At 61.9% G+C, this 18,464-nt stretch carries 20 protein-coding genes; 7 read left to right on the plus strand and 13 right to left on the minus strand.

Features of this window, described 5'->3' with window-relative positions; translation table 11 throughout:
• Position 1: 1 nt before the first annotated feature.
• Positions 2-907 carry a helix-turn-helix domain-containing protein gene (locus IVB41_RS09605; protein ID WP_247430269.1) on the minus strand — a complete coding sequence of 302 codons (906 nt, stop codon included), beginning with the start codon at positions 905-907 and terminating at the stop codon, positions 2-4.
• 48 nt (positions 908-955) lie between these two features.
• Between IVB41_RS09605 and pobA the strand changes: the two genes are divergently transcribed.
• Positions 956-2,128, plus strand: coding sequence for a 4-hydroxybenzoate 3-monooxygenase (pobA, locus tag IVB41_RS09610; RefSeq protein WP_247430273.1), 1,173 nt, complete (start codon positions 956-958; stop codon positions 2,126-2,128).
• 61 nt (positions 2,129-2,189) lie between these two features.
• On the opposite strand, the gene IVB41_RS09615 is transcribed toward pobA, so the two are convergent.
• Positions 2,190-4,340, minus strand: coding sequence for an adenylate/guanylate cyclase domain-containing protein (locus tag IVB41_RS09615; protein WP_247430276.1), 2,151 nt, complete (start codon positions 4,338-4,340; stop codon positions 2,190-2,192).
• An 18-nt stretch (positions 4,341-4,358) separates the two neighbouring features.
• A complete protein-coding gene (locus IVB41_RS09620) occupies positions 4,359-5,027 on the minus strand; it encodes a hypothetical protein (protein WP_247430279.1) in 669 nt (222 codons plus the stop codon).
• Between the two features lie 610 nt (positions 5,028-5,637).
• Here IVB41_RS09620 and IVB41_RS09625 point away from each other — a divergent pair.
• Positions 5,638-6,096, plus strand: coding sequence for a hypothetical protein (locus IVB41_RS09625; protein ID WP_247430282.1), 459 nt, complete (start codon positions 5,638-5,640; stop codon positions 6,094-6,096).
• A gap of 40 nt (positions 6,097-6,136) precedes the next feature.
• Here the strand turns inward: IVB41_RS09625 and galE are convergent, their stop codons facing one another.
• Positions 6,137-7,129 (minus strand): UDP-glucose 4-epimerase GalE, encoded by a 993-nt coding sequence (gene galE, locus IVB41_RS09630; protein ID WP_247430293.1) that lies wholly within the window; start codon positions 7,127-7,129, stop codon positions 6,137-6,139.
• 294 nt (positions 7,130-7,423) lie between these two features.
• On the opposite strand from galE, the gene IVB41_RS09635 reads away from it, so the two are divergent.
• Complete coding sequence (locus tag IVB41_RS09635; RefSeq protein WP_247430296.1) at positions 7,424-7,639, plus strand: hypothetical protein; 216 nt, start codon at positions 7,424-7,426, stop codon at positions 7,637-7,639.
• 84 nt (positions 7,640-7,723) lie between these two features.
• Here IVB41_RS09635 and IVB41_RS09640 read toward each other — a convergent pair whose 3' ends face one another.
• From IVB41_RS09640 to IVB41_RS09645, 3 genes are all read right to left on the minus strand, one after another.
• Entirely contained in the window at positions 7,724-8,089 is a 366-nt protein-coding gene (locus IVB41_RS09640) for a VanZ family protein (protein ID WP_247430299.1), read from the minus strand.
• Positions 8,090-8,217: 128 nt separating this feature from the next.
• Positions 8,218-8,340 carry a hypothetical protein gene (locus IVB41_RS35595; protein WP_256464224.1) on the minus strand — a complete coding sequence of 41 codons (123 nt, stop codon included), beginning with the start codon at positions 8,338-8,340 and terminating at the stop codon, positions 8,218-8,220.
• Positions 8,341-8,689: 349 nt separating this feature from the next.
• Positions 8,690-8,863 (minus strand): hypothetical protein, encoded by a 174-nt coding sequence (locus IVB41_RS09645; protein ID WP_247430302.1) that lies wholly within the window; start codon positions 8,861-8,863, stop codon positions 8,690-8,692.
• A gap of 645 nt (positions 8,864-9,508) precedes the next feature.
• On the opposite strand from IVB41_RS09645, the gene IVB41_RS09650 reads away from it, so the two are divergent.
• The 3 genes from IVB41_RS09650 (at position 9,509) to IVB41_RS09660 (ending at position 10,782) form a co-directional block, all read left to right on the plus strand.
• Positions 9,509-9,787, plus strand: a complete 279-nt coding sequence (locus IVB41_RS09650) for a hypothetical protein (RefSeq protein ID WP_155809740.1) — start codon at positions 9,509-9,511, stop codon at positions 9,785-9,787.
• Positions 9,788-10,005: 218 nt separating this feature from the next.
• Positions 10,006-10,308, plus strand: a complete 303-nt coding sequence (locus IVB41_RS09655; RefSeq protein ID WP_247430304.1) for a hypothetical protein — start codon at positions 10,006-10,008, stop codon at positions 10,306-10,308.
• 51 nt (positions 10,309-10,359) lie between these two features.
• Positions 10,360-10,782, plus strand: coding sequence for a hypothetical protein (locus IVB41_RS09660; RefSeq protein WP_027567877.1), 423 nt, complete (start codon positions 10,360-10,362; stop codon positions 10,780-10,782).
• 40 nt (positions 10,783-10,822) lie between these two features.
• On the opposite strand, the gene IVB41_RS09665 is transcribed toward IVB41_RS09660, so the two are convergent.
• The gene (locus IVB41_RS09665) at positions 10,823-11,557 is read right to left on the minus strand and encodes a metallophosphoesterase family protein (protein WP_247430307.1); all 735 of its coding nucleotides are present in this window, start codon (positions 11,555-11,557) and stop codon (positions 10,823-10,825) included.
• A 170-nt stretch (positions 11,558-11,727) separates the two neighbouring features.
• On the minus strand, positions 11,728-12,006 hold the full coding sequence (locus IVB41_RS09670) for a hypothetical protein (protein ID WP_245287787.1): 279 nt from the start codon (positions 12,004-12,006) through the stop codon (positions 11,728-11,730).
• Between the two features lie 342 nt (positions 12,007-12,348).
• Here IVB41_RS09670 and IVB41_RS09675 point away from each other — a divergent pair, with 342 nt between their 5' ends.
• Positions 12,349-13,773, plus strand: a complete 1,425-nt coding sequence (locus IVB41_RS09675) for an undecaprenyl-phosphate glucose phosphotransferase (RefSeq protein WP_346770808.1) — start codon at positions 12,349-12,351, stop codon at positions 13,771-13,773.
• 82 nt (positions 13,774-13,855) lie between these two features.
• On the opposite strand, the gene IVB41_RS09680 is transcribed toward IVB41_RS09675, so the two are convergent.
• From IVB41_RS09680 to IVB41_RS09695, 4 genes are all read right to left on the minus strand, one after another.
• Positions 13,856-14,653 carry a hypothetical protein gene (locus IVB41_RS09680; RefSeq protein ID WP_247430313.1) on the minus strand — a complete coding sequence of 266 codons (798 nt, stop codon included), beginning with the start codon at positions 14,651-14,653 and terminating at the stop codon, positions 13,856-13,858.
• Positions 14,637-16,862: a GNVR domain-containing protein gene (locus IVB41_RS09685; RefSeq protein ID WP_247430316.1), complete on the minus strand. Its 2,226-nt coding sequence runs from the start codon at positions 16,860-16,862 to the stop codon at positions 14,637-14,639. Before IVB41_RS09685 ends, IVB41_RS09680 begins: the two co-directional genes overlap by 17 nt.
• A gap of 20 nt (positions 16,863-16,882) precedes the next feature.
• Complete coding sequence (locus IVB41_RS09690) at positions 16,883-17,434, minus strand: hypothetical protein (RefSeq protein ID WP_247430318.1); 552 nt, start codon at positions 17,432-17,434, stop codon at positions 16,883-16,885.
• A 363-nt stretch (positions 17,435-17,797) separates the two neighbouring features.
• Positions 17,798-18,439, minus strand: coding sequence for a transglutaminase-like cysteine peptidase (locus IVB41_RS09695; RefSeq protein ID WP_247430321.1), 642 nt, complete (start codon positions 18,437-18,439; stop codon positions 17,798-17,800).
• Between the last annotated feature and the right edge of the window lie 25 nt (positions 18,440-18,464).

Genomic DNA, 18,464 nt, shown 5'->3' on the forward strand with positions numbered 1-18,464 from the left:
CTTAGGTCTCCTCGCCGTGGAGCTGCGCGCGAAAGGCGCGCGGTGACACGCCCGTGGCGGCGGCGTAGACCCGGCTGAAATAGGCGGGGTCCTCGAAGCCAAGCGCATAGGCGATCGTCGAGACCGGCAAATTGGTGTAGACGAGGTTGCGCCGCGCCTCGCGGATCAGCCGGTTGAGGATCAGGTGCGAGGCGGTGTCGCCGGTTGCTGACCGCGTCATCCGGTTGAGATGGGTCGGCGTAATCGACAGCGCACCCGCATAGCCCGCAACGCTCCAGCGTTCCAGATGATGCTGTTCCAGCAGCGCCTCGAAGCGGCGGAATAGTCCGCTTTCAGCCGTGCCGTTGCCACCGCTCTCGCCGGTGAGCGCGCGAGCCACCAGCCCAATCATGGCCGCCGACAGTGCACGCAGCACATGCGCCCGGCCGAAATCGCGCGCGGCGTGTTCGGCAAAGATCTGCTTCATGGTGGTCCGGATCTGGGGGGTGCCGCGTATCACGGCCGAGCGCGACAAGGCACCGCGCAGTCCTTCGGAGGCGAGCAGCGCTTCGTCCAATATTTCCGCGGCGATGGTCAGCACCCAGCCCTGGGTGTCAGGCACGAACCGGAAGCCATGAACGTGGCCGACAGGCACGTTGACGATCTGCATCGGCTTCAGCTGCACCACGCGGCCGTCGAGCGTGGCTTCGCCGCCGCCGCGCTCGATCAGCAGCACCTGGTGCAGCCGGGCATGGCGGTGCACGGCCAGCGTCCAATCGTGCAGCACCGAACGCGACGCTATCGTCTCGCAATGCACGACATCGGGCAGATCGCCGGACTCGCCGAACAGATTGTAGACCCGGATTGCCGGGGCGGGGGCTGCGCTTCTCATGTTCGAATAGTACAAGACAAAGACGGAAGCCTCCATCGGTCAGCGGCGCTGGATCTGCAAGAAAGTGCAGAGGAGGACGAAAAAATGAAAGTCCAGGTCTGTATCATCGGCGGCGGGCCGTCCGGGCTGCTGTTGTCCCAGCTCCTGCACCTCAAGGGTATCGACACGGTCGTGTTGGAAAAATCCAGCCGCGACCACGTGCTTGCCCGCATCCGTGCCGGCGTGCTCGAGCACGGCTTCGCCAGGTTGATGCGCGAGGCTCAGTGCGGCGAGCGGATGGACCGCGAGGGCGAGATCCACAAGGGATTCGAGATCGCCCATGACGGGGTGCTCTCCCAGATCGACCTCCATAAGCACTCCGGCGGCAATTCGGTGCTGGTCTACGGCCAGACCGAGCTGACGCGCGACCTCTATGAGGCGCGCGACCGCCTCGGCGGCAACGTCGTGCACAACGCCGAGGACGTGACGCCGCATGACCTGACCTCGGACCGGCCTTACGTGACCTATCGTTCGAATGGCGAGACCGTCCGAGTGGATTGCGACTATATCGTCGGCGCCGACGGCTTTCACGGCGTCAGCCGCAAGTCGATCCCGAAGGACGTGCTGCGGGAATACGAGAAGATCTATCCGTTCGGCTGGCTCGGCGTGCTGTCGCGCACGAAACCGGTGTCGCCGGAGCTGATCTATGTGAAGCACGAGCGCGGCTTCGCGCTGTGTTCCCTGCGGTCGCAAGTGCTGAGCCGCTACTACGTCCAAGTGCCGCTCACCGACAAGGTGGAGGACTGGAGCGATGATGCGTTCTGGGCCGAGCTGAAGCGTCGTTTGCCGGACGAGGTCGGCGGCCGCCTGATTACCGGACCGTCGATCGAGAAGAGCATCGCACCGTTGCGCAGCTTCGTCGCCGAGCCGATGAGCTACGGCCGCCTGTTTCTCGCCGGCGATGCCGCCCACATCGTGCCGCCGACCGGAGCGCGCGGGCTGAACAGCGCCGCCTCCGACATCTATTATCTCTACCACGCCATGCTCGCGCACTATCAGAACGGCGACGATTCCGGGCTTCAGGGCTATTCCGCCAAGGCGCTGGCGCGGATCTGGAAGGCGCAACGCTTCTCGTGGTGGATGACGATGCTGCTGCATCGCTTCCCCGACCGGCTCGAATACGAGGACCGGCTCCAGCAGACTGAACTGGAATACCTCCTTTCGTCCGAAACGGCCCAGCGTCTGCTGGCGGAGAATTACGTGGGGTTGCCGTTTTAAGGATGCGAGCGCGGATGCTTTCTCTCCGGGTGAGAGATGACGTCGTGCCGAGTGACGACCGTTATTTCCCTTCCAGCGTATTGACCGGCGTCCACTCTGGCAGGGGAGGATTTTCGATGAGCGCTCTCGCGCGTTTCGCGAACTTCGACGATGGCGGATCAGACTTGGCTACGCCCTCGAACGCGTCAGCCGCCTTTGCGAACTCCCGCGCCCGCCAGCAGGCCAGTCCTTCCGCGTAAGCCGCGGCCACCTGTTTCTGCCCGGCGCTCTCCGCGCCTTTGTCCGCGAGCGGCTCGAATACCCTGATCGCCTCGCCGCGCCCCAGCACCCGGATCGCATCGAGTTCCCGCCAGGCGAAGCCGTCGCCGGTCTGCGCCATCGTCGATTCCGAGGCCATGATTGCGGTGCCGTAGTATTTGTTGGCGCCTTCGAGCCGCGAAGCGACGTTCACGGTGTCGCTCATCACGGTGTAATTGAAGCGGCGGCGGGAGCCGATATTGCCGACCACGGCCTCGCCGCTGTTGAGCCCGATGCGGTGCGACAGGCCGCGGCCGGCGAGAGCGGCGCTGCCGGCGTTGAGCTCTGCCAGCTTTGCGTGACATTTCAGCGCGGCATGGACGGCGTGGCGCGCATGCGCGGGATCGTCGGCGGGCGCACCGAACATGGCGACGATGGAATCGCCGATATATTTGTCGACATAGCCGCCATGGCTCTCGATGATGTCGGTCATCGCCGACAGATATTCGTTCATCAGCGTCACCAGCTCGCCCGGCGTCATCGTCTCGGCGATGGAGGAGAAGCCGCTCAGGTCGGAGAAGAACATGGTGACGTTGCGCATTTCGCCGCCGAGCGCCGGCATCTTGCCGGAGGCCACCATCGTCTCGATCACCTCGGGCGCGAGATAGAACGCAAAGCTCTTGCGCAGGAAACGCTCGTCACGATCGGCCAGAACGAAACGGTAGCCGATCACCATCGCGAGCGCGGCAAGGCTTGCGAGTGCCGGCTCCGTCAGCGGCAGCGCCAAGGCATAGACGAATGCACTGACGGCCACGGCGGCGTATACCGCGGTGAGGCCGAGCCATGCGATCAGTGCGCCACCCGGTGCAAGCACGCAGGCCGCGCAGGCCACGATCGCTGCGAACGCGATGGTGAGAATGCTCCGCAGTGGAAAGCCGAGCTCGGTCACCGCATCGCGTTCGATCAGATTTCGCACCGCGTTGGCATGCACGAAGACACCGGCGATGTCGCTGCGGGCCTTTTGTGCGGTGCTTGCCGGAGCGGGTTGGGCGCATCGTGGCCCCGGCGTTCCGTCGTATCCGCCGGACAGTCGCATCGAGGTGAGCTTGCGATCATCGAAATTCAGGGCGGTGCCGAGCAGCACGATTTTGCCGCCGAAGGCGCGGCGGAAGAAATCGCGGTCGCCTTTTTCGACGCAGGCTCGCAGATCGGCGAAGGAGAAAGTCGGAATGTCGCGGCCCAGTCCTCGAAAATTGAGCGCCAGTGTATTCGGTACCGCGCTCGGAATTGCATAACCGGACAATTCGGTCGTTCCGGACGGTGCAATCTCGGGCTTTACTACGAGCGCGCGCGCGGCGAGCTCGACCGCCATCGCGGGGACCGGCTTGCCGTCGATCGAGAAGCTCAGCGGCATCCGCCGGATCACGTCGTCGGTGTCGGTATGGACGTTGAGGGCGCGGATATTGTTTCTCACCGCCAATTGCTGGGCGCGGTCGGGCCTTTCCTGACGGTCGTGGCTCAGGATTTCACCGAGCACCAGTTTGCCGTTGTCGGAAAGCTTCCGCAGGGCGATGAGATAGTCCCGATCGAAGCCTCTCATGCGGCTGCCCAGCGAGGCGTCGCCGAAGGGAATCTCCGACTGCTCGATCGAGCTCGGGAAGATGACATCGAAGCCGATGACCTTGGCGCCGCCGTCGTCGATGCTGCCGAGAACCCGGCCGATCTCGCGCGTCCAGGTCTGCGTTGGCGATCCCTTGAACGGCGGAGTGTCGTAGGTCTCGCCGTCGATGGCCACGACGACGACCGGTGATGTCCCGAGATCTCGTTGGTCGCCGACGAGCTTGCCGCGCAGTGCCGTGAGGATGTCGAGTGACAGGCCCTGCAGCGTCTGCAACGGCGGAGACGTCAGGATGGCGCCTGCAAGAAGCGCAATCAGGATCGCTGCAACGATGTCCCGTCTGCCGATCCGCCGCATCGCCCTGTCGCTAGCTGCCTATTCGAGCCGCAGCAGGCGCCCGACGATCGGCGTCGGCTTCGACGTGGCGCTGGGATCGACCTGGAAGGCGTAACGCTTGGTGCCGAGGATGGCGAGATAGCTGCCGCCCGGCGTCAGCGACTTCCCGGCCTTGGCGAAGTCATAGAACTTGCCTCCGACCATTGTCTCGCTCTTGAGGGGAACGCTGATGGTGGGCTCCTTGCCATCGGTGCGTTCGATCACCAGGGTGCTGCCGCTCTTGGCCTGCACCAACGGCGCGATGCCGTAGAGCGTCGGCAGCTTGGCCGGAGCGCTGCCCTTGGCGTCCGATCGCATAGTGCGGAAGGTCGTCGCGGCACTCTGGTTCGCCTCCCGCTCCGACAGTTTTGCCGCGTTGGTATCGCAGGGCACCTTTTCCCGCTTGACCTCGCCGAGTTGCACGGTGCTCTGCTCGGTGCCGACCATGACGACGCCTTCGCTGATGGTCTCGCGCTGGCACGATTTGAGATAGTTGAGCGTAATGGTTGCCTTGGGGCCCAGCTTGATGATCTTGCCCGGCGCCACATAATCCATGAACGCGACGCCGTCGACCTTGCCTTGCACGTCCTCGACGATGGCGGCCGGCGTTTCCGCCAAAGCGGGGGCAAGACAGCACGCGCCGACAACAGCGCCGATCAGGCTTTTCATGGGAAATCTCATCCAGTTCGACCGATATTTGCCCGGTCCCCGTCCAGGGCCGATGCTTAGCAGCGAAACGCCCAGGCAAGTGTGACCGGAATCACTCTCAGATATTGGTGCACTCTATCAGGAAGAGGTTCAAACCGGCGACCGGAGAAAACAGTGCGCCGGCAAGCTGTTGGCCGGATGGATAATTTCATTCGGCTGGGACGGCCTCGACCGGGTGGCCCTCCGCTGCACTCTCTATACCTGTAATGGGCGCGAGCGTGGCCTCGGTCTTCTGATACGGCGTCGCCTGCTGACCGGCGGCGATCTCGACCACTTCCTCCCAGCGCGACAGGAAGGCTAGCTGTCACGAAGGCTGAGTTGATAGCGGTTATATGCAAGCTGCCAAACGAGGTCGGCACGCCGATCGTTTTTAGCGCGGTATGTAACGAGGTCCAGCCTTCTTGCTCGCTGTGCGGAGGAGCCTGCGCTGCCCGCGTCGCTGCGCGTCGGTAGCAATTTGACTGGCTCGCTTTCCAGGGTGTTAACCGTGGCGGAATGCTCTCCGCGCGGATCATTGTCGCGCCCTAGTATTGGTTGCAAATGCGTTCTGAGTTTTACGGCGGATATTTTCATGCTGAGAGACGGCAAATATGCGGCCTGGTTCAGGACCCCGCGCGGTCAGGGCACGGGCGTCGTGCATCTGGCGGAGGGACGAATCTCCGGCAGCGACAGCTTCTTCACCTATGGCGGCTCTTACCGAATCGACGAGCAGCGCTTCACGGCGGTTCTGACCACGCGGCGACATGCCGAGGGGCCGCCGACCGTGTTCGGGCTCGACGAGGTCGAGGTCAAGCTCTCGGGCGTGTGCAGCGGCGCGATGGCGACCTGTTCCGGAACGGCCGAGCAGGCCCCTGATATGACCTTCGAGGCGACGCTAATCTACAGCCAGGACGAGGTGCCGGCCCCCGACACCAGAGGTGCGGTCGTGAAGCTCAATGCCGACAAGCTGCCCAAGGGGCTCGACGGCCGCTCGCGATCGCGCCATCCGTTTGCGCCGGGATCGCTTGGTTCAGAACGGAGTAGACCATAAGGCAACGTCTCATCCCGCCTGATCGACTTCGACGATGTTGTCAGGACTGCTTAATCGGATGAGCCCTCTGGTGCCAGGCCCAGGCGGTGCGGATCACGGTCGGTAGATCCGAATGTCGCGGCACGAAGCTCAGCACTTTTCGCGCTGCGGAGGGATCGGCAACCAGATAGGTGGGATCGCCGGCGCGGCGCGGCTTGACGGTGTGGGGCACCTCGCGCCCGGTCTCCTGCCTGATGGCGGCCAGGATTTCCCGCACCGAAAAGCCGGAGCCGGTGCCCAGATTGAAGCTGCCGCCGGCATGCCCTTGTTCCAGCAGTTTCAGCGCCGCGACATGCGCTGCGGCGAGATCGGTGACATGAACGTAGTCGCGGATCGCGGTGCCATCGGGCGTGTCGTAGTCCTCACCGAACACGGCAAAATCCACATGGCCCTGTAACGCCATCATGGCGCGCGGAATGAGATGGGTTTCGTTGTCGCGCAATTCGCCGATGCCGCCGGCCGGATCGGCGCCACTGGCGTTGAAATAGCGCAGGCAGAACGCGCCGAAGCCGTAGGCCGACCGGTAATCGGCGAGCATGCGCTCGATCATCCACTTCGATGCGCCATAGGGGTTAATCGGCGCGCAGGGGAAATCTTCCGGCAGTTCCTTGGAGTCTGCGTTGCCGTAGACGGCGCCGGTCGAGGAGAACACGATACGATGGCAACCCGCATTGCGCATCGCCTGCAATAGCGACAGCGTACCCTGCACATTGTTGATGTAGTACTTTTGCGGGTCGGTCATGGACTCGCCGACGAGGCTCGCCGCCGCGAAATGCATGACCGCCGTGATTTTGTGCTCGGCGAAGGCGCGCGCCAGCGTGGCGCCGTCGAGCAAATCGCCTGTTACCAGCGGACCGGCGACGAAGCCGCGATGACCTGTCGACAGATTATCATAAACGACGGGCTGATAGCCGGCGGCGGTCAGGGCGCGGCAGGCATGCGAGCCGATATAGCCCGCGCCTCCCGTAACGAGGACAGTCGGTCGGTTGGTCATGTCGCCTCTAAGCTGTTTCGCTGGAGGCAGCCTAAAGCAAAATCAACAATGATCCAAGCAACTGCTTGCGGCAAATAGTGCGCACTTTTTCGGGGATTTCCGCTATCTGCCTTTTAGCTTTGCATTGACGCTGTTGTCACGAAAGCACTTAGAGACGGCACGTGGAAACCGAGCCTTCAGATATGAAATCTAGCCTGAGCCTCATAGCAAAAGACGGACAGGGACATGCCTCAAATCTGGATGACATACGACGAACTAGGAAGACTCGGGGGATGCAGCGCCGTCGAGGCCAGGATGCAGGCGCTGCATCTGTCGCTCGATCGCCGCAAGAGCCGCGACGGGAACACCCGCGTCAAGCTGAACCCCGCCCTGATGGCCCGGTTCTTCGAGGCCATTCGCGAAGCCGAATTCGACCTCGATGATGCGGTCGCAGCGTTGCGCGACGCGCATCGGCAGATTTCAGGAGCAGTCGCCGCTGAGCCGGCGAGCCTCGGGCGCGGAGTGGCGTAAGCGCGTCCATTCGGCAGTGACCGGTAGTTTTTTCGAAGCAAAAAGCTCATAAGCGATGGCGGTTCATTCCAGTCTCAACGCCCTTTATGACGGTGGTCTCGGCAGGAAAGTCAGAATGGTTTGAGCCACAAGGACGCCGACGGTGCCGCCTGCGACCTTTTGCAAGACGTCGATCAAATGGGGATCTCGATCCGGCGTCACCGCCTGCAAGACCTCGGGCCCGATTGCGACGGCGACCACGAAGGCGCACGCCAGTTTGAGCCGTCCCGGCAGCAGGAAAGACAGAAGGAAGCCCAAGAGGCCGTAGGCGCTGAAGCGCTCGATCACCACGACCCAATAGGCTTCCGCATGGCCCGCGAGCGCTGGCCTGCCCGCGAGCTTGGCGACCGTGGCATAGATGATCAGCACGAGGCAGATTGCCGCGGCTGCGATGAGATGGTTGCGGCGCATGCCGCCAGCATAGCCGTTCGGCCGGATCGTCGCTCTCGAAAGCCAAGAACATCGTTAAGGTTCAAAAACTTTCGATGGCATGAACCGAGGTTCACGGGGCGCCCCGAAGTGTCCGCGGAAATCGACGTTCAACGCCGATTGTAGGACCAGCCCTTGTCGACATTGGTCGGGTAGTGAGCTGCGAAGTAGGGATTCTTGAGGCAGTTTCGCGCGGGATCATAGATCCAGTCCGTGCATTCCCGGTAATTCATGAATCTGCAATCGAAACCAAAGGCACACCATGGCGCGCCATTCGGAAATCCTAACCGCACGGGGACTTGCGCCGACGCCACTGAAGGCAAAACCAGGAGCAAAGCTACGGCGAGTGCGCGGGACAACATGATGCATTCCTCCAACAACGAACGAGCGGTATCGAAGCCAATCGCGGGACGATCTTCCGCCGGAAAGGGACGACATTCAACCTTTGTCGCCGGATAGCTTAACATCCAGAAGCGGAGAGATCGAGAGCGCTGAAGGCGTTCGGGCTGGGTCGATCGGCGTCTTCCGTTCCTCGGTCGATGAGGCAGACGCGCCCGTCCATGATGCGTCGCGCAGGGTCAGTTAGCTCTTCTTGGAGCTCTTGGACTTCAGCGACAGGCCGAGGCGCAGGGCCATGCGCTTGACGGCATCGGGTGGGCGCCCGAGAAGTTTCGCCGCTGCTTCCAGCGAAGTTGAAGACTTGGCCAACTCCATCAGCCGGCGGTCTTCCTTGAACGACCAGGGCCTGCGCGCCATAACCGAAATCATCCTCTCGTCGACACAAAGACAAAGCCGCCAAGCGGACCCACGTGCGCTCGACGGGTGTGCCTGGGTGGGGCCGGGTCTGGGAAGCCCAGTGCGAAGATGGATATGCGATCCTGCGGCGTTCGCAACAAACAACGCCGGTTAAGCTAACCGTTCAACCTTACCGCGATGAATTGGCCGGTTGACGTTCCGTATAATCACGGAGTTTTGCTGATGCGCGCACCGATCGGAGAGCGGTCGCCGAGCGGCGGCCGGTCCTGCGACGCCGTGATGATGAGGATACCCGATACGCGAGCAGCGCCGATGGATCATCGGCTCATCAACGACAGACGGAATCTGTTTCGAAAACCATGGCGGTGGCGGCGTCGAGCCGGGAACCCTTCGCCCTGCCAGGACCACGCCGTTCATAAGTGCGCGAAGCCCCTGCCGGTCACCTCGACTGACAATGAATGGCGCGGTGGATGCGAACCGGTCCCACGGGTGGCGGACTTCGCGCCAACGGGAGACATCATCTCGCCGTGATCACTTGCGCGCGACTTGGAATCGTCATCATGACGGCACGTCGCGGAATCAACGATGAATTGAATCATCGCATGGCGGTGATCGCAATGGCTTCCATCGAGAAACGATCCAATCGTGACGCATGCATCCGACAACGGTCCCGATGAGCGCATCGCGCTTTTCTCAGGCGGCTCGTCACGAGATCGTCGAATTCGTTCGGCTACGGTCGCGCGTAAACAACCACGAGCAAAGACCGAGATGCTTCAGAAGGCGCGAGCGGCACTTCCTCTCTCCAAGATCAGAGAGCGGGCATTTGAGGGCGCGTTTTTCATCGTTGCGCTGATCGCGATGGCGGGCTGGGTGTATTTCATCACGCTATTGCTGGTGAAATTGTTCCTCTGGTTTTTCGGTTGAGGCGCGCGGCCGCTCGCTTCGCATGCACGATGCTGCCCAAAAAATCGCTGGCATGACGAGAAAATCAGCGGCGCTCACCATGATCTCGACACAACTCGAAGATGAGACTGTCGCAAAGGCGTGGCGTGCACACTGAGGATTTACAATCAGCGTGCGATCCACTTGCGGCGGGCGCCGCGGCGGGGGGCGTGGATCATGATGAAATCGCGGGGGACGCCATGACTGGCCCGACCATGACTGGCCCGACAACGAACAATGCACCCCGGCGATATTTCGTCGATGCGAAGGGCCGGCGGGTCCTGATCGGCCTGACGCCCGAGGAGACGTTCGAGTTCGAGCGGCTCGACAGCGGGCAGGTGCTCGGCCAGGGAGGCGTGCACGACGCCTTCCACGGCCGTGATTTGTGGTCGGATGCCGGCGAGCGGCGGCGGCTCGAGCTCTACGAGAAGCACGAGGGCGCCTGGAAGGCCTGGATGGCGCAAAGCCGGGCAGAGAGTCGCGGAGGATTGAACCTTTATTAACCATCCCGGACCCATTTTCTGGTCTGGCGCCTCGAACCGGAAAATGCACGCATGTTTCAACTCTTCCTGCGGGCCCGCACCCATAACTTCCTGAAGGACCGTTTCGGGGGGGAGCAGACGTTCCGCGCGCGCTCGCCCGAGCGTGACGCCGAGACCGATCACACGCGCATCGAAGCGATCATGATCGCGATCGAGGACGCCCTGCACGCGGCGGAGCGGGAACAGTCGGGCCTGAACCGCCGGGTGGAAGACGTGCTGGCGCGTGCCGCCGTGACCTTCGGCAATGGCGATGACGAATATCTCGAACGTGAGGCGCTCGACAATCACCATCAGGATCTGTTCGACAAGGAGATTTTGAACGGCCAGCGACGGCTCAAGGAGCTCGGCGCCTCGATTGCTCATTTCAGGTTCCTGAAGGCGGCGATGCTGAGCCGCTTTCCGGAGTGCCGGACTCCGGCAAGCTCCACCAACTAAGGTTCGGCGCAGCGCAAAGCGCCACGGCGAGCCGTTGCGGCTAGATCGCGAGCATGCTGTTGCCCTGGATGGACAGCAGCGTCAGATTTCCCGTGGCATAGGCCCCGGTATCGATGTTGGCACGGTTCTCGAGCAGCTCGGCCTGCCGCACCGGCGTGTGACCGTGCACGACGTATTTGCCGAAGCGCCGCTTGCTCTGGAGGAATTCGTCCCTGATCCACAGCAGGTCCGCCTCGCGTTGTTCGGAGAGCGGAATTCCCGGACGCACCCCTGCATGGACGAAGAAGAAGTCGCCGCATGTGAATGTCGGTCGCAACCGGCGCAGGAAATTGACGTGCTCCGGCGGCATCGCGGATGCGAGCTCGCGCACGAGATCGGACTGCTCGTCCTTGCTGAGGCCTGGCGCGGCCGACACGCCATATGACATCAAGGTCTGGAGTCCGCCGATCTGAAACCATTCAGGGGCGCGCGAGGGGTCCTCCAGTACCGAGGCGACATAGGCCTCGTGATTGCCCTTGAGAAAGACGGTGTTGCGGTGGCGGCTGCGCCTGATCAGGAGATCGAGGGTGTGGCGGGAGTCCGGACCGCGATCGATATAGTCGCCGAGGAACACCTCGATCGCGCGATAAGGCCGGCTGTTCGCCATGTCCGCGTCGATGACGGCGAACATCTGTTCGAGCAGATGCGCGCAGCCGTGGATGTCGCTGATCGCATAGATGCGCACGCCGTTCGGTAGTTTCGGCCGGGGCGAATTTGGAGGCGCGGTCGTGGGCATGGGGTCCAACTCTTCAGAGACCTTCGCCCGAGATGTCAATACATTATCGACGAAATCGGGCCGCCACGGGCCGCTTTTTTTCTACCTCTGCTCGTGAATGCTCATTCGTGCGCCTGATCGATCATCCGCGGGTCCTCGCGAATCGTCGATCCCGGCGCTCTCCCGCCGAATTAGCCGAAGCTTTGGCTGTCGAACGATGGCGCGGCCTTGCTGCGATAGGCGGCCGCCCGCACGCGGAGCAGAACCGCGCCGCAGACATAACCAAGCTGGAGCACCACCGCAAAGACGAGAATCGTAACAACGGTGTGAGTCGAATCATATCCCCGCCAGGCCGAGCCCGCACCGAGGATGGCCCCACCGAGAACGATGGCGGGCGGCAGGATGAAGACTCGGAATCGGCCTCCCAGCAACGATCCGATCAACAGGCTGAAAACGGCAACGGTACTCACGACACAACTCCTTGAATTGGTCACGAGTGTTAATGGCGGCGGCCTAATACCGGCTTAAGCGGCATGGTTGAACAGCCGTTCAAATGCGCACGCAATTCTGCGCGAATACGCCGTGATTTGTTAACCAACGCGGCGAGATGCCCGCATAATTGTCACAGGTGTGACAGGATTTTGAGCGTCCCATTATTGCCGCGTAGTATTGCATGAAAATCGATTTGATTTTTTCGTTGCACTGCCGCAATGTCGCTTTGTTTAGTTAAGATATACTTTGTGTCACATCGACGAATTCGATCGATTGCTCGCATCCTTATTGCGACGCGTGACGAGGCAGCGAGGCTCGGAATGGCTGTAGCAACTTACGGTTCGGAAAATTACTATTCGGCTCTATCGAACCGACGCGGTGCCCTCCAGAGGCCCCTGCAGGTAGCCTTGATCGCCGGTGACTTCATCGCGGTGCTGCTCAGCTATTTCGTGGCGAACGGTCTTTATCGCATTCTCGTGACCGAACAGGATTCGTCCGTCGGAGCAGGTCTCGTCGTCGGCGCGGTGTTCGTGACCATCGCGTACTTCCAGGGTGTCTACGATCATCATCGCCTCTTGAGCACGATCTGGCAGCTGCGCAAGGCTCTGGCGGTCTGGCTGATCTCGTTGACCATTCTCGCGGTCGAGGCTTTCCTGCTCAAATCGTCCGCGGATCTGTCGCGCGGGACCACCCTGTTGTTTGCCGCGACCGGTGGCATTGCCTTGGGCGGTCTCCGCGTGCTGTGGCGCCTGGCGCTCACGTCAAGCTATGCCAAGGGTCGGCTGGTCGACCGGAAAGTGGTCCTCCTCAGCCTCAAGCCCCTAGATTTCACATCGAGCCGCTTCAAGGATCTGCGCAAGCACGGCTTCAACGTCGTGCGGCACTTCGTGCTCGAGCCTTCCGAAGAGGGCACCGGCTGGGATCGCGAGATTCGCGATATCGTCCGTCAGGCGCGGACAGCGAATGTGGAAGAATATCTCCTGGTCGTCGACTGGGACGAAATGCCTCTTCTCCAGAAGCTGACTCAGCACCTGCGCGTGGTTCCGCAGCCGATCCGTCTTCTGCCGGACTTTCCGATTGCCGATCTGGTCTCGCGTCCGTTCCAGCCCGTCAGCGGCACGGTCGCGATCGAGATCCAGCGCGCACCGCTGAATGCATTCGAGCGGGCGCAGAAGCGCTGCCTCGACATTGGCCTTGCCTCGTTCGCACTGCTGTTGCTGGCGCCGCTGCTGGTGACGGCCGCGATCATGATCAAGCTCGATTCGAAGGGCCGCGTGATCTTCAGACAGTCCCGACGCGGCTTCAACGGCAAGCAGTTCCAGATCTGGAAGTTCCGCTCCATGACGGTGGCGGAGAACGGTCATGTCGTCACGCAGGCGACGAAGAGTGACGCGCGGGTGACGCGGGTCGGTCGCGTGTTGCGGCGGACCAGCATCGACGAGCTGCCGCAGCTGTGGAACGTCCTTCGCGGTGAGATGTCGCTGGTCGGGCCGCGCCCGCATGCGCTCGCGCATGACAATTACTACGACGAGCTCATCAGCAATTACGTCTACCGGCATCACATGAAGCCGGGCCTGACCGGTTGGGCCCAGGTCAACGGCTTCCGCGGCGAGACCCCGACCATCGATCTGATGGAAAAGCGGGTCGAGTACGACGTCTGGTACGTCAGCAATTGGAGCATCTGGCTCGACATCAGGATCATCCTGAAGACCGCGCTGGCACTGATCCATCAGGAAGCCTACTAAGACCCTCTTCAATTACCTCCGGCGCGTGCTGCCTCATCGACAGGAGCGTGCCGGATTTCCCCGCACAGGGTGCAGGATCCAGCTAGTCCTGCAAATATGCAGGTCGGTCGTCCGAAGGGTAGCAGCGATGTCGGAGTTGCAAGCCCTTGTCCGTGACGTAACGCCGAAATAGCTCCCGGTCGATTTCCGGCGCGTTACATGTACGCTCGAGAAGATCGGCACGGGCACTCGTCGCCGCGGCCTGATAGAGGGCGGCCGCGCTCGGGAACAGGCGCGCTCCAAAGATGTCGGTGAAGTCCTGGATCGCATTGATCTTCAGCTCCGGCGACAGCGCGCCGTAGACGCGAAGAGCTTGTGGTGCGCGAATGAGCTGGAGCCAGGCTTCGTGAGGTGCGAATCCGTAGGAGAGGCCGAGAAGAGCCGCCGTTCGCGGCCCAAAGCCTTCCCGACGTATTGCCGACCAGTAGCTGCCAAGCCAACCAAGCCCTTCGGAGGGGGCGCACAGCAGCAGCGCACGGCTTGAGGAAGCAACGGCTTCGGTATCGGCGTCAGCCTGCTTCATGCTGTCGCTGCGCATCGACTCATCGGCGATGGCAAGTTGCAGCAACAGAAGCTCCCGCATCGTCTTGGCGCCGCATTGCCGCCGTGCAGCCGGCAGGTTCTCCACCACGATTTGCCTGAGCCGATCCAGATCGTATTGCTCACCGCGCGAAATCCGGCCGGCAATCTGTGGAATCGCGGGAGACGTCAGATTGGGTGCAACGTATGCGACCCATGCCATTGCGCAGGCCGCGAGAGCGACGTTGGTGCCGAGCAGAAGCCGGCGATAACCCCGCTCCGACCGCTGGCGCGCAACCGGCGCGCTAGGCTCCTTCGACATAATAGCTGCCGTAATGCGAGCCCTTATAGGCCTCGATCCGCTTCAGCATCTTCGGATTGGCCCGGTTGAGAACGGCGCCCAGCAGCTTCTTCTGGATAGCCTCGGAGCTGGCCATCGACTCCTGCAGCGCGTTGCGACTGGTACGACCCCACTCGATCACATAGACCATCGCGTCGACGAGGTGGCTGACGGCCTTGGCGTCCGACACCGGCATCACCGGCGCCAGGTCGATGATGATGTATTCATACTCCTCGCGCACCACCGCAAGCAGCTCCGCCATCGACTTGGATGCGATGACGTCCGCAGAGTTCACCATTCGTGAGGCGACGAAGGAGGGCAGGAAGTCCAGGCCGCTCTCCTTGCTGCGCTGGATATGATAGCCGAACGAGTGAGGATCCTTCAGGGCTTCGACCAGGCCGCTCTTGGCGTGAGGGGCGAGCTCTCGCGTGAGCGACCTTGTATGGAGGTCGCCGTCGATGAGCAGCGTGCGATGTCCGGTCAGCGCGGTCAGGTGACCGAAATTGGCCGCGACCGTCGTCTTTCCTTCCTTCGGCAGAGACGACAGGATGCCGATCACCTTGACCTCACGCTGTAGCCGCGCGACATCGATCGAAACCTTGATATTTCGCAGCGTCTCGGCAAATCGCGAGAACGGGTGGTCGACGACATAGCTTGAGATCGCTGCATCCGCCGCCGAGCCGTCCGCGGCCTTCACAAGCTGGCCCGCGGCGCGAATGTCCGGAAGAACGCCAAGGCACTTCACGCCGAGCAGTTCTTCGACGTCATTCGGCGACCTCAGCACGTCGCTGAGCAATTCCCTGGCGAAGGCAGCGCCGAAGCCGAAGCACAATCCGCCGAACAGGCCGCCAATCAACGCCAGCAACGTTTTCGGCGAGCTCTTCTTGTCAGGCTTGACGGCGGTGCCGATGATGCGCGCTTCGCTGATCGGGAAGCTCTGGTTCTGCGTCGCGTTCTGGAGCTTCTCGAGGAAGCTGTTGTAGAGATTGCGATAGGTGTCGGCCGCGCTCTCGAGGTCGCGCAGCTTGACCTGGGCCTGGCTGGTGCTGCCGGCCTGAGAGACGAGATTATTGAGATTGTCTTCGAGCGATTTTTCGCGGCTCTTGGCGATCTCGTATTCGCTGCGATACGCGTCAGCGATACGTCGCACCTCGTCGGCCATCGCCTTGCGCAACTCGTCCATGCGATTCGCCAGATTAATCGCCGCCTGGTGAGTCTTGCCGTAGCGGGTCGACCAATCGGCATATTGGGCCGCGAGGTCGAGATATTGCGCCCGCAGACGGGTGATCACGGTGTTGTTGAGGGCGTCGGTCACGGTCGGTTGGACCAGATCCTTGTCGAGCACTCCATCGATGCGGTCCAGGCGAGCCTTGGCTTCTGCGGTCGATGCGCGGGCCTGCACGAGCTGCGTGTTGACGTCGGTCAGCTGCTGCTCGCTCATCAAGCCGCGGCTGGTGCCGACGATGTTGTTCTGGGTCTTGAAGGTCTGCACCGCGCGGTCGCTTGCGGTCGCCTGTTCGCGCAGCTCGGCGCTGCGTTGCTGGAGCCATTCGCCGGCGCGCTTGGTCGATTGGTACTTTGCCTCGAGCGCCCCGACGATATAGGCGTCCGCGACAGCATTGGCGACCAGAGCGGCCTTGTCGGGATTGGCGGAGCGGAACGACACCGAGAGCACGTAGGTGGTCAGAACCCGTTCCACCTTGAGGTTCTTCTGGATGGTCTCGACCGCCGCGCGCTCGATTCGTTCCTTCGACGGAGGGCCGTCGGATCCGGACAGCGACATGAGCTTCCCGATGACCTGTGCGACCGCTCCCGGATTGGAGCCGTTGTACTCGGGGTCCTCGATGAGCTTCAGGCGGCGAACGATCGAAAGGAGCAGATCGTCGGATTGAAGGATCTCGACCTGGCTGTCGACAAACCCGGTGTCGATCAGGGCATTCGACGTGCCGCTATCCTTGTCCAGCACCTGCGTCTGGCGGGTGTCCATGAGGATGCGAGCGTTAGCCGTGAACATCGGCGTCGCCACCAGCAGGTAGATGACGACGAGTGCCAGCGCGGCGCCGACGATCGAGGCGATCAATGGCCACTGGCGGCGCAGGATGTCGATGACGCGGTCGACGCTGAGAGTCGTGCCGCCGAGCTCGATAGCGTATTTGGCGCGAGGCTGGAATTGATCGCGAGGCTGAAACATCTGTTGGGACGCTCGAATGGCTATTCGGGAAGCGGCATGCTTGCGAAGGGGTCGGCAAGTTCGGTCTTGTATTCGCCCGACATCATGCTGGCCCCGGGCTTGGGCATGTTGGCTGTCGTTGGCGGCGGAAGCGGTACGTCGTCGGGCTCGGACGAATATCCGGCGAGCACCGCGCTGTCGTGCATCTTCGCGACGAAATCGCTGATCTTCCGTGCGATCTCGGACTTGGTCGCGCGGCAACGAATCTCGGCGCGGTGGAGCGCCGTCCCGATTGACGCGCGGTCGGCCTGAGTTGCGGCTCGCGTAAGGCCCTGCACCGACCTGAGGACCGATATGTCGGTGACAAGGTAGCCCTCAAGGCGACCCGATAGTTTTTCTTTCTCGTTGCGCAGTTGGTTCAGGAGAGAGCTTGGCTCAGATACGAAGGCATCGAGCGCGATTTGCGCAACTCGCTCCGAGCGCTCGACACACTGCGCGTGCGCGGCGCCGGCGGCTCCGCAAAGCATCGTGACCGACGCGACGATCCCGATGATCCATCTGCGGCCGGCGTCAATCAGCTTCGACTGAGGCAAGTTATCTTCCATCTCGCTTACGTTCACCGACTAACGCTGGAAGGACTTATAAGAACCGCTTGATGTAGATAAAGTATGTCAAATTTTTGTGCGGTGCAAAAATAACTGGAAACAGTGGGTCCTGCCAAGTCATTTTTCACTTAGCTGCAAGGCCTTAGGCAGGTGCCTATACGGACGGCACTCTCTTAGCAGAGCGTCCAAATCTGCGCCATGTCGCAGTGCTTGCAGATGACAGGATTCTGGTCGCGCACCGCCCTCGGATACGCCTGATGCCTTGCCCAGGTCATGATGAGAGACCGAAAACGTTGATGGGTCCCAATCAGGATGGGACCCATCAATCAGCTCGTTTGAGGTTCTTATGCCTTAGGACGGGGTCCGCAGTGAAGACAGGCGGCTGGCGCGCAGGTGCTCGCCGTGTTCGCTGACAGCCACCCAGAAGCGTGGATCGCTGCCGGATTGCATGGAAATCCACTGATAACCGGCCGCGTTCCAAGGGCGAACGGACGAGGAGAGATTGTCGAGCACGACGTCGCCGTCGCTCATCCGGACGACCAGCACAAGGTGCCCTTGCCCACCAGCGATGAGGACAACTGCAAGTCGCAGCGCCGATTTCGGCCAGCCCATCTCGATTAGGCGGTGCCGCTTGGTCACGGCGTAATCGTTGCAATCGCCGGCGGCGGGAGACAACGTCCAATGCCTGAGTAGCGGGTTGGTCGGTTTCTGTATCGGCGTGATGGCATCGTTCACCGAGTGATTGACCTCGCGCAGCATAGCCGACGCCCGCTCGCCGGAAGGCGGGATCTGCTGGTCCGCAACCGTATCATGTTCGCACTCCGTGCCATAGTTCATGCAAAACTTCACGAACTGGAGCGGTGCAAGCGCGTTGTCATATTCGCTGATGAAGGAGCCCGCAGCGCGCGGGTTGTCGATGATCGTGTCGGCCTTGGCAGCGGCGCCAGCGCAAGCGATCCCCGCCGCCAGGAAAGATTTGAAAATCCAGCTCATAGTCATCCCCGTTTTTCGCTACTCT

The organism is Bradyrhizobium sp. 44, from assembly GCF_023073095.1.
GTDB lineage: Bacteria > Pseudomonadota > Alphaproteobacteria > Rhizobiales > Xanthobacteraceae > Bradyrhizobium.

Excerpts from the sequence above, each read along its gene's own strand:
- IVB41_RS09685 (WP_247430316.1), bottom strand. The coding sequence starts at position 16,862 with ATGTTTCAGCCTCGCGATCAATTCCAGCCTCGCGCCAAATACGCTATC.
- IVB41_RS09655 (WP_247430304.1), top strand. The coding sequence starts at position 10,006 with ATGACTGGCCCGACCATGACTGGCCCGACAACGAACAATGCACCCCGG.
- IVB41_RS09640 (WP_247430299.1), bottom strand. The coding sequence starts at position 8,089 with ATGCGCCGCAACCATCTCATCGCAGCCGCGGCAATCTGCCTCGTGCTG.
- IVB41_RS09680 (WP_247430313.1), bottom strand. The coding sequence starts at position 14,653 with ATGTCGAAGGAGCCTAGCGCGCCGGTTGCGCGCCAGCGGTCGGAGCGG.
- IVB41_RS09675 (WP_346770808.1), top strand. The coding sequence starts at position 12,349 with ATGGCTGTAGCAACTTACGGTTCGGAAAATTACTATTCGGCTCTATCG.
- IVB41_RS35595 (WP_256464224.1), bottom strand. The coding sequence starts at position 8,340 with ATGAATTACCGGGAATGCACGGACTGGATCTATGATCCCGCGCGAAAC.
- IVB41_RS09605 (WP_247430269.1), bottom strand. The coding sequence starts at position 907 with ATGGAGGCTTCCGTCTTTGTCTTGTACTATTCGAACATGAGAAGCGCA.
- IVB41_RS09635 (WP_247430296.1), top strand. The coding sequence starts at position 7,424 with ATGCAGGCGCTGCATCTGTCGCTCGATCGCCGCAAGAGCCGCGACGGG.
- IVB41_RS09660 (WP_027567877.1), top strand. The coding sequence starts at position 10,360 with ATGTTTCAACTCTTCCTGCGGGCCCGCACCCATAACTTCCTGAAGGAC.
- IVB41_RS09625 (WP_247430282.1), top strand. The coding sequence starts at position 5,638 with ATGCTGAGAGACGGCAAATATGCGGCCTGGTTCAGGACCCCGCGCGGT.
- IVB41_RS09615 (WP_247430276.1), bottom strand. The coding sequence starts at position 4,340 with ATGCGGCGGATCGGCAGACGGGACATCGTTGCAGCGATCCTGATTGCG.
- pobA (WP_247430273.1), top strand. The coding sequence starts at position 956 with ATGAAAGTCCAGGTCTGTATCATCGGCGGCGGGCCGTCCGGGCTGCTG.
- IVB41_RS09645 (WP_247430302.1), bottom strand. The coding sequence starts at position 8,863 with ATGGCGCGCAGGCCCTGGTCGTTCAAGGAAGACCGCCGGCTGATGGAG.
- IVB41_RS09695 (WP_247430321.1), bottom strand. The coding sequence starts at position 18,439 with ATGAGCTGGATTTTCAAATCTTTCCTGGCGGCGGGGATCGCTTGCGCT.
- IVB41_RS09620 (WP_247430279.1), bottom strand. The coding sequence starts at position 5,027 with ATGAAAAGCCTGATCGGCGCTGTTGTCGGCGCGTGCTGTCTTGCCCCC.
- IVB41_RS09665 (WP_247430307.1), bottom strand. The coding sequence starts at position 11,557 with ATGCCCACGACCGCGCCTCCAAATTCGCCCCGGCCGAAACTACCGAAC.
- galE (WP_247430293.1), bottom strand. The coding sequence starts at position 7,129 with ATGACCAACCGACCGACTGTCCTCGTTACGGGAGGCGCGGGCTATATC.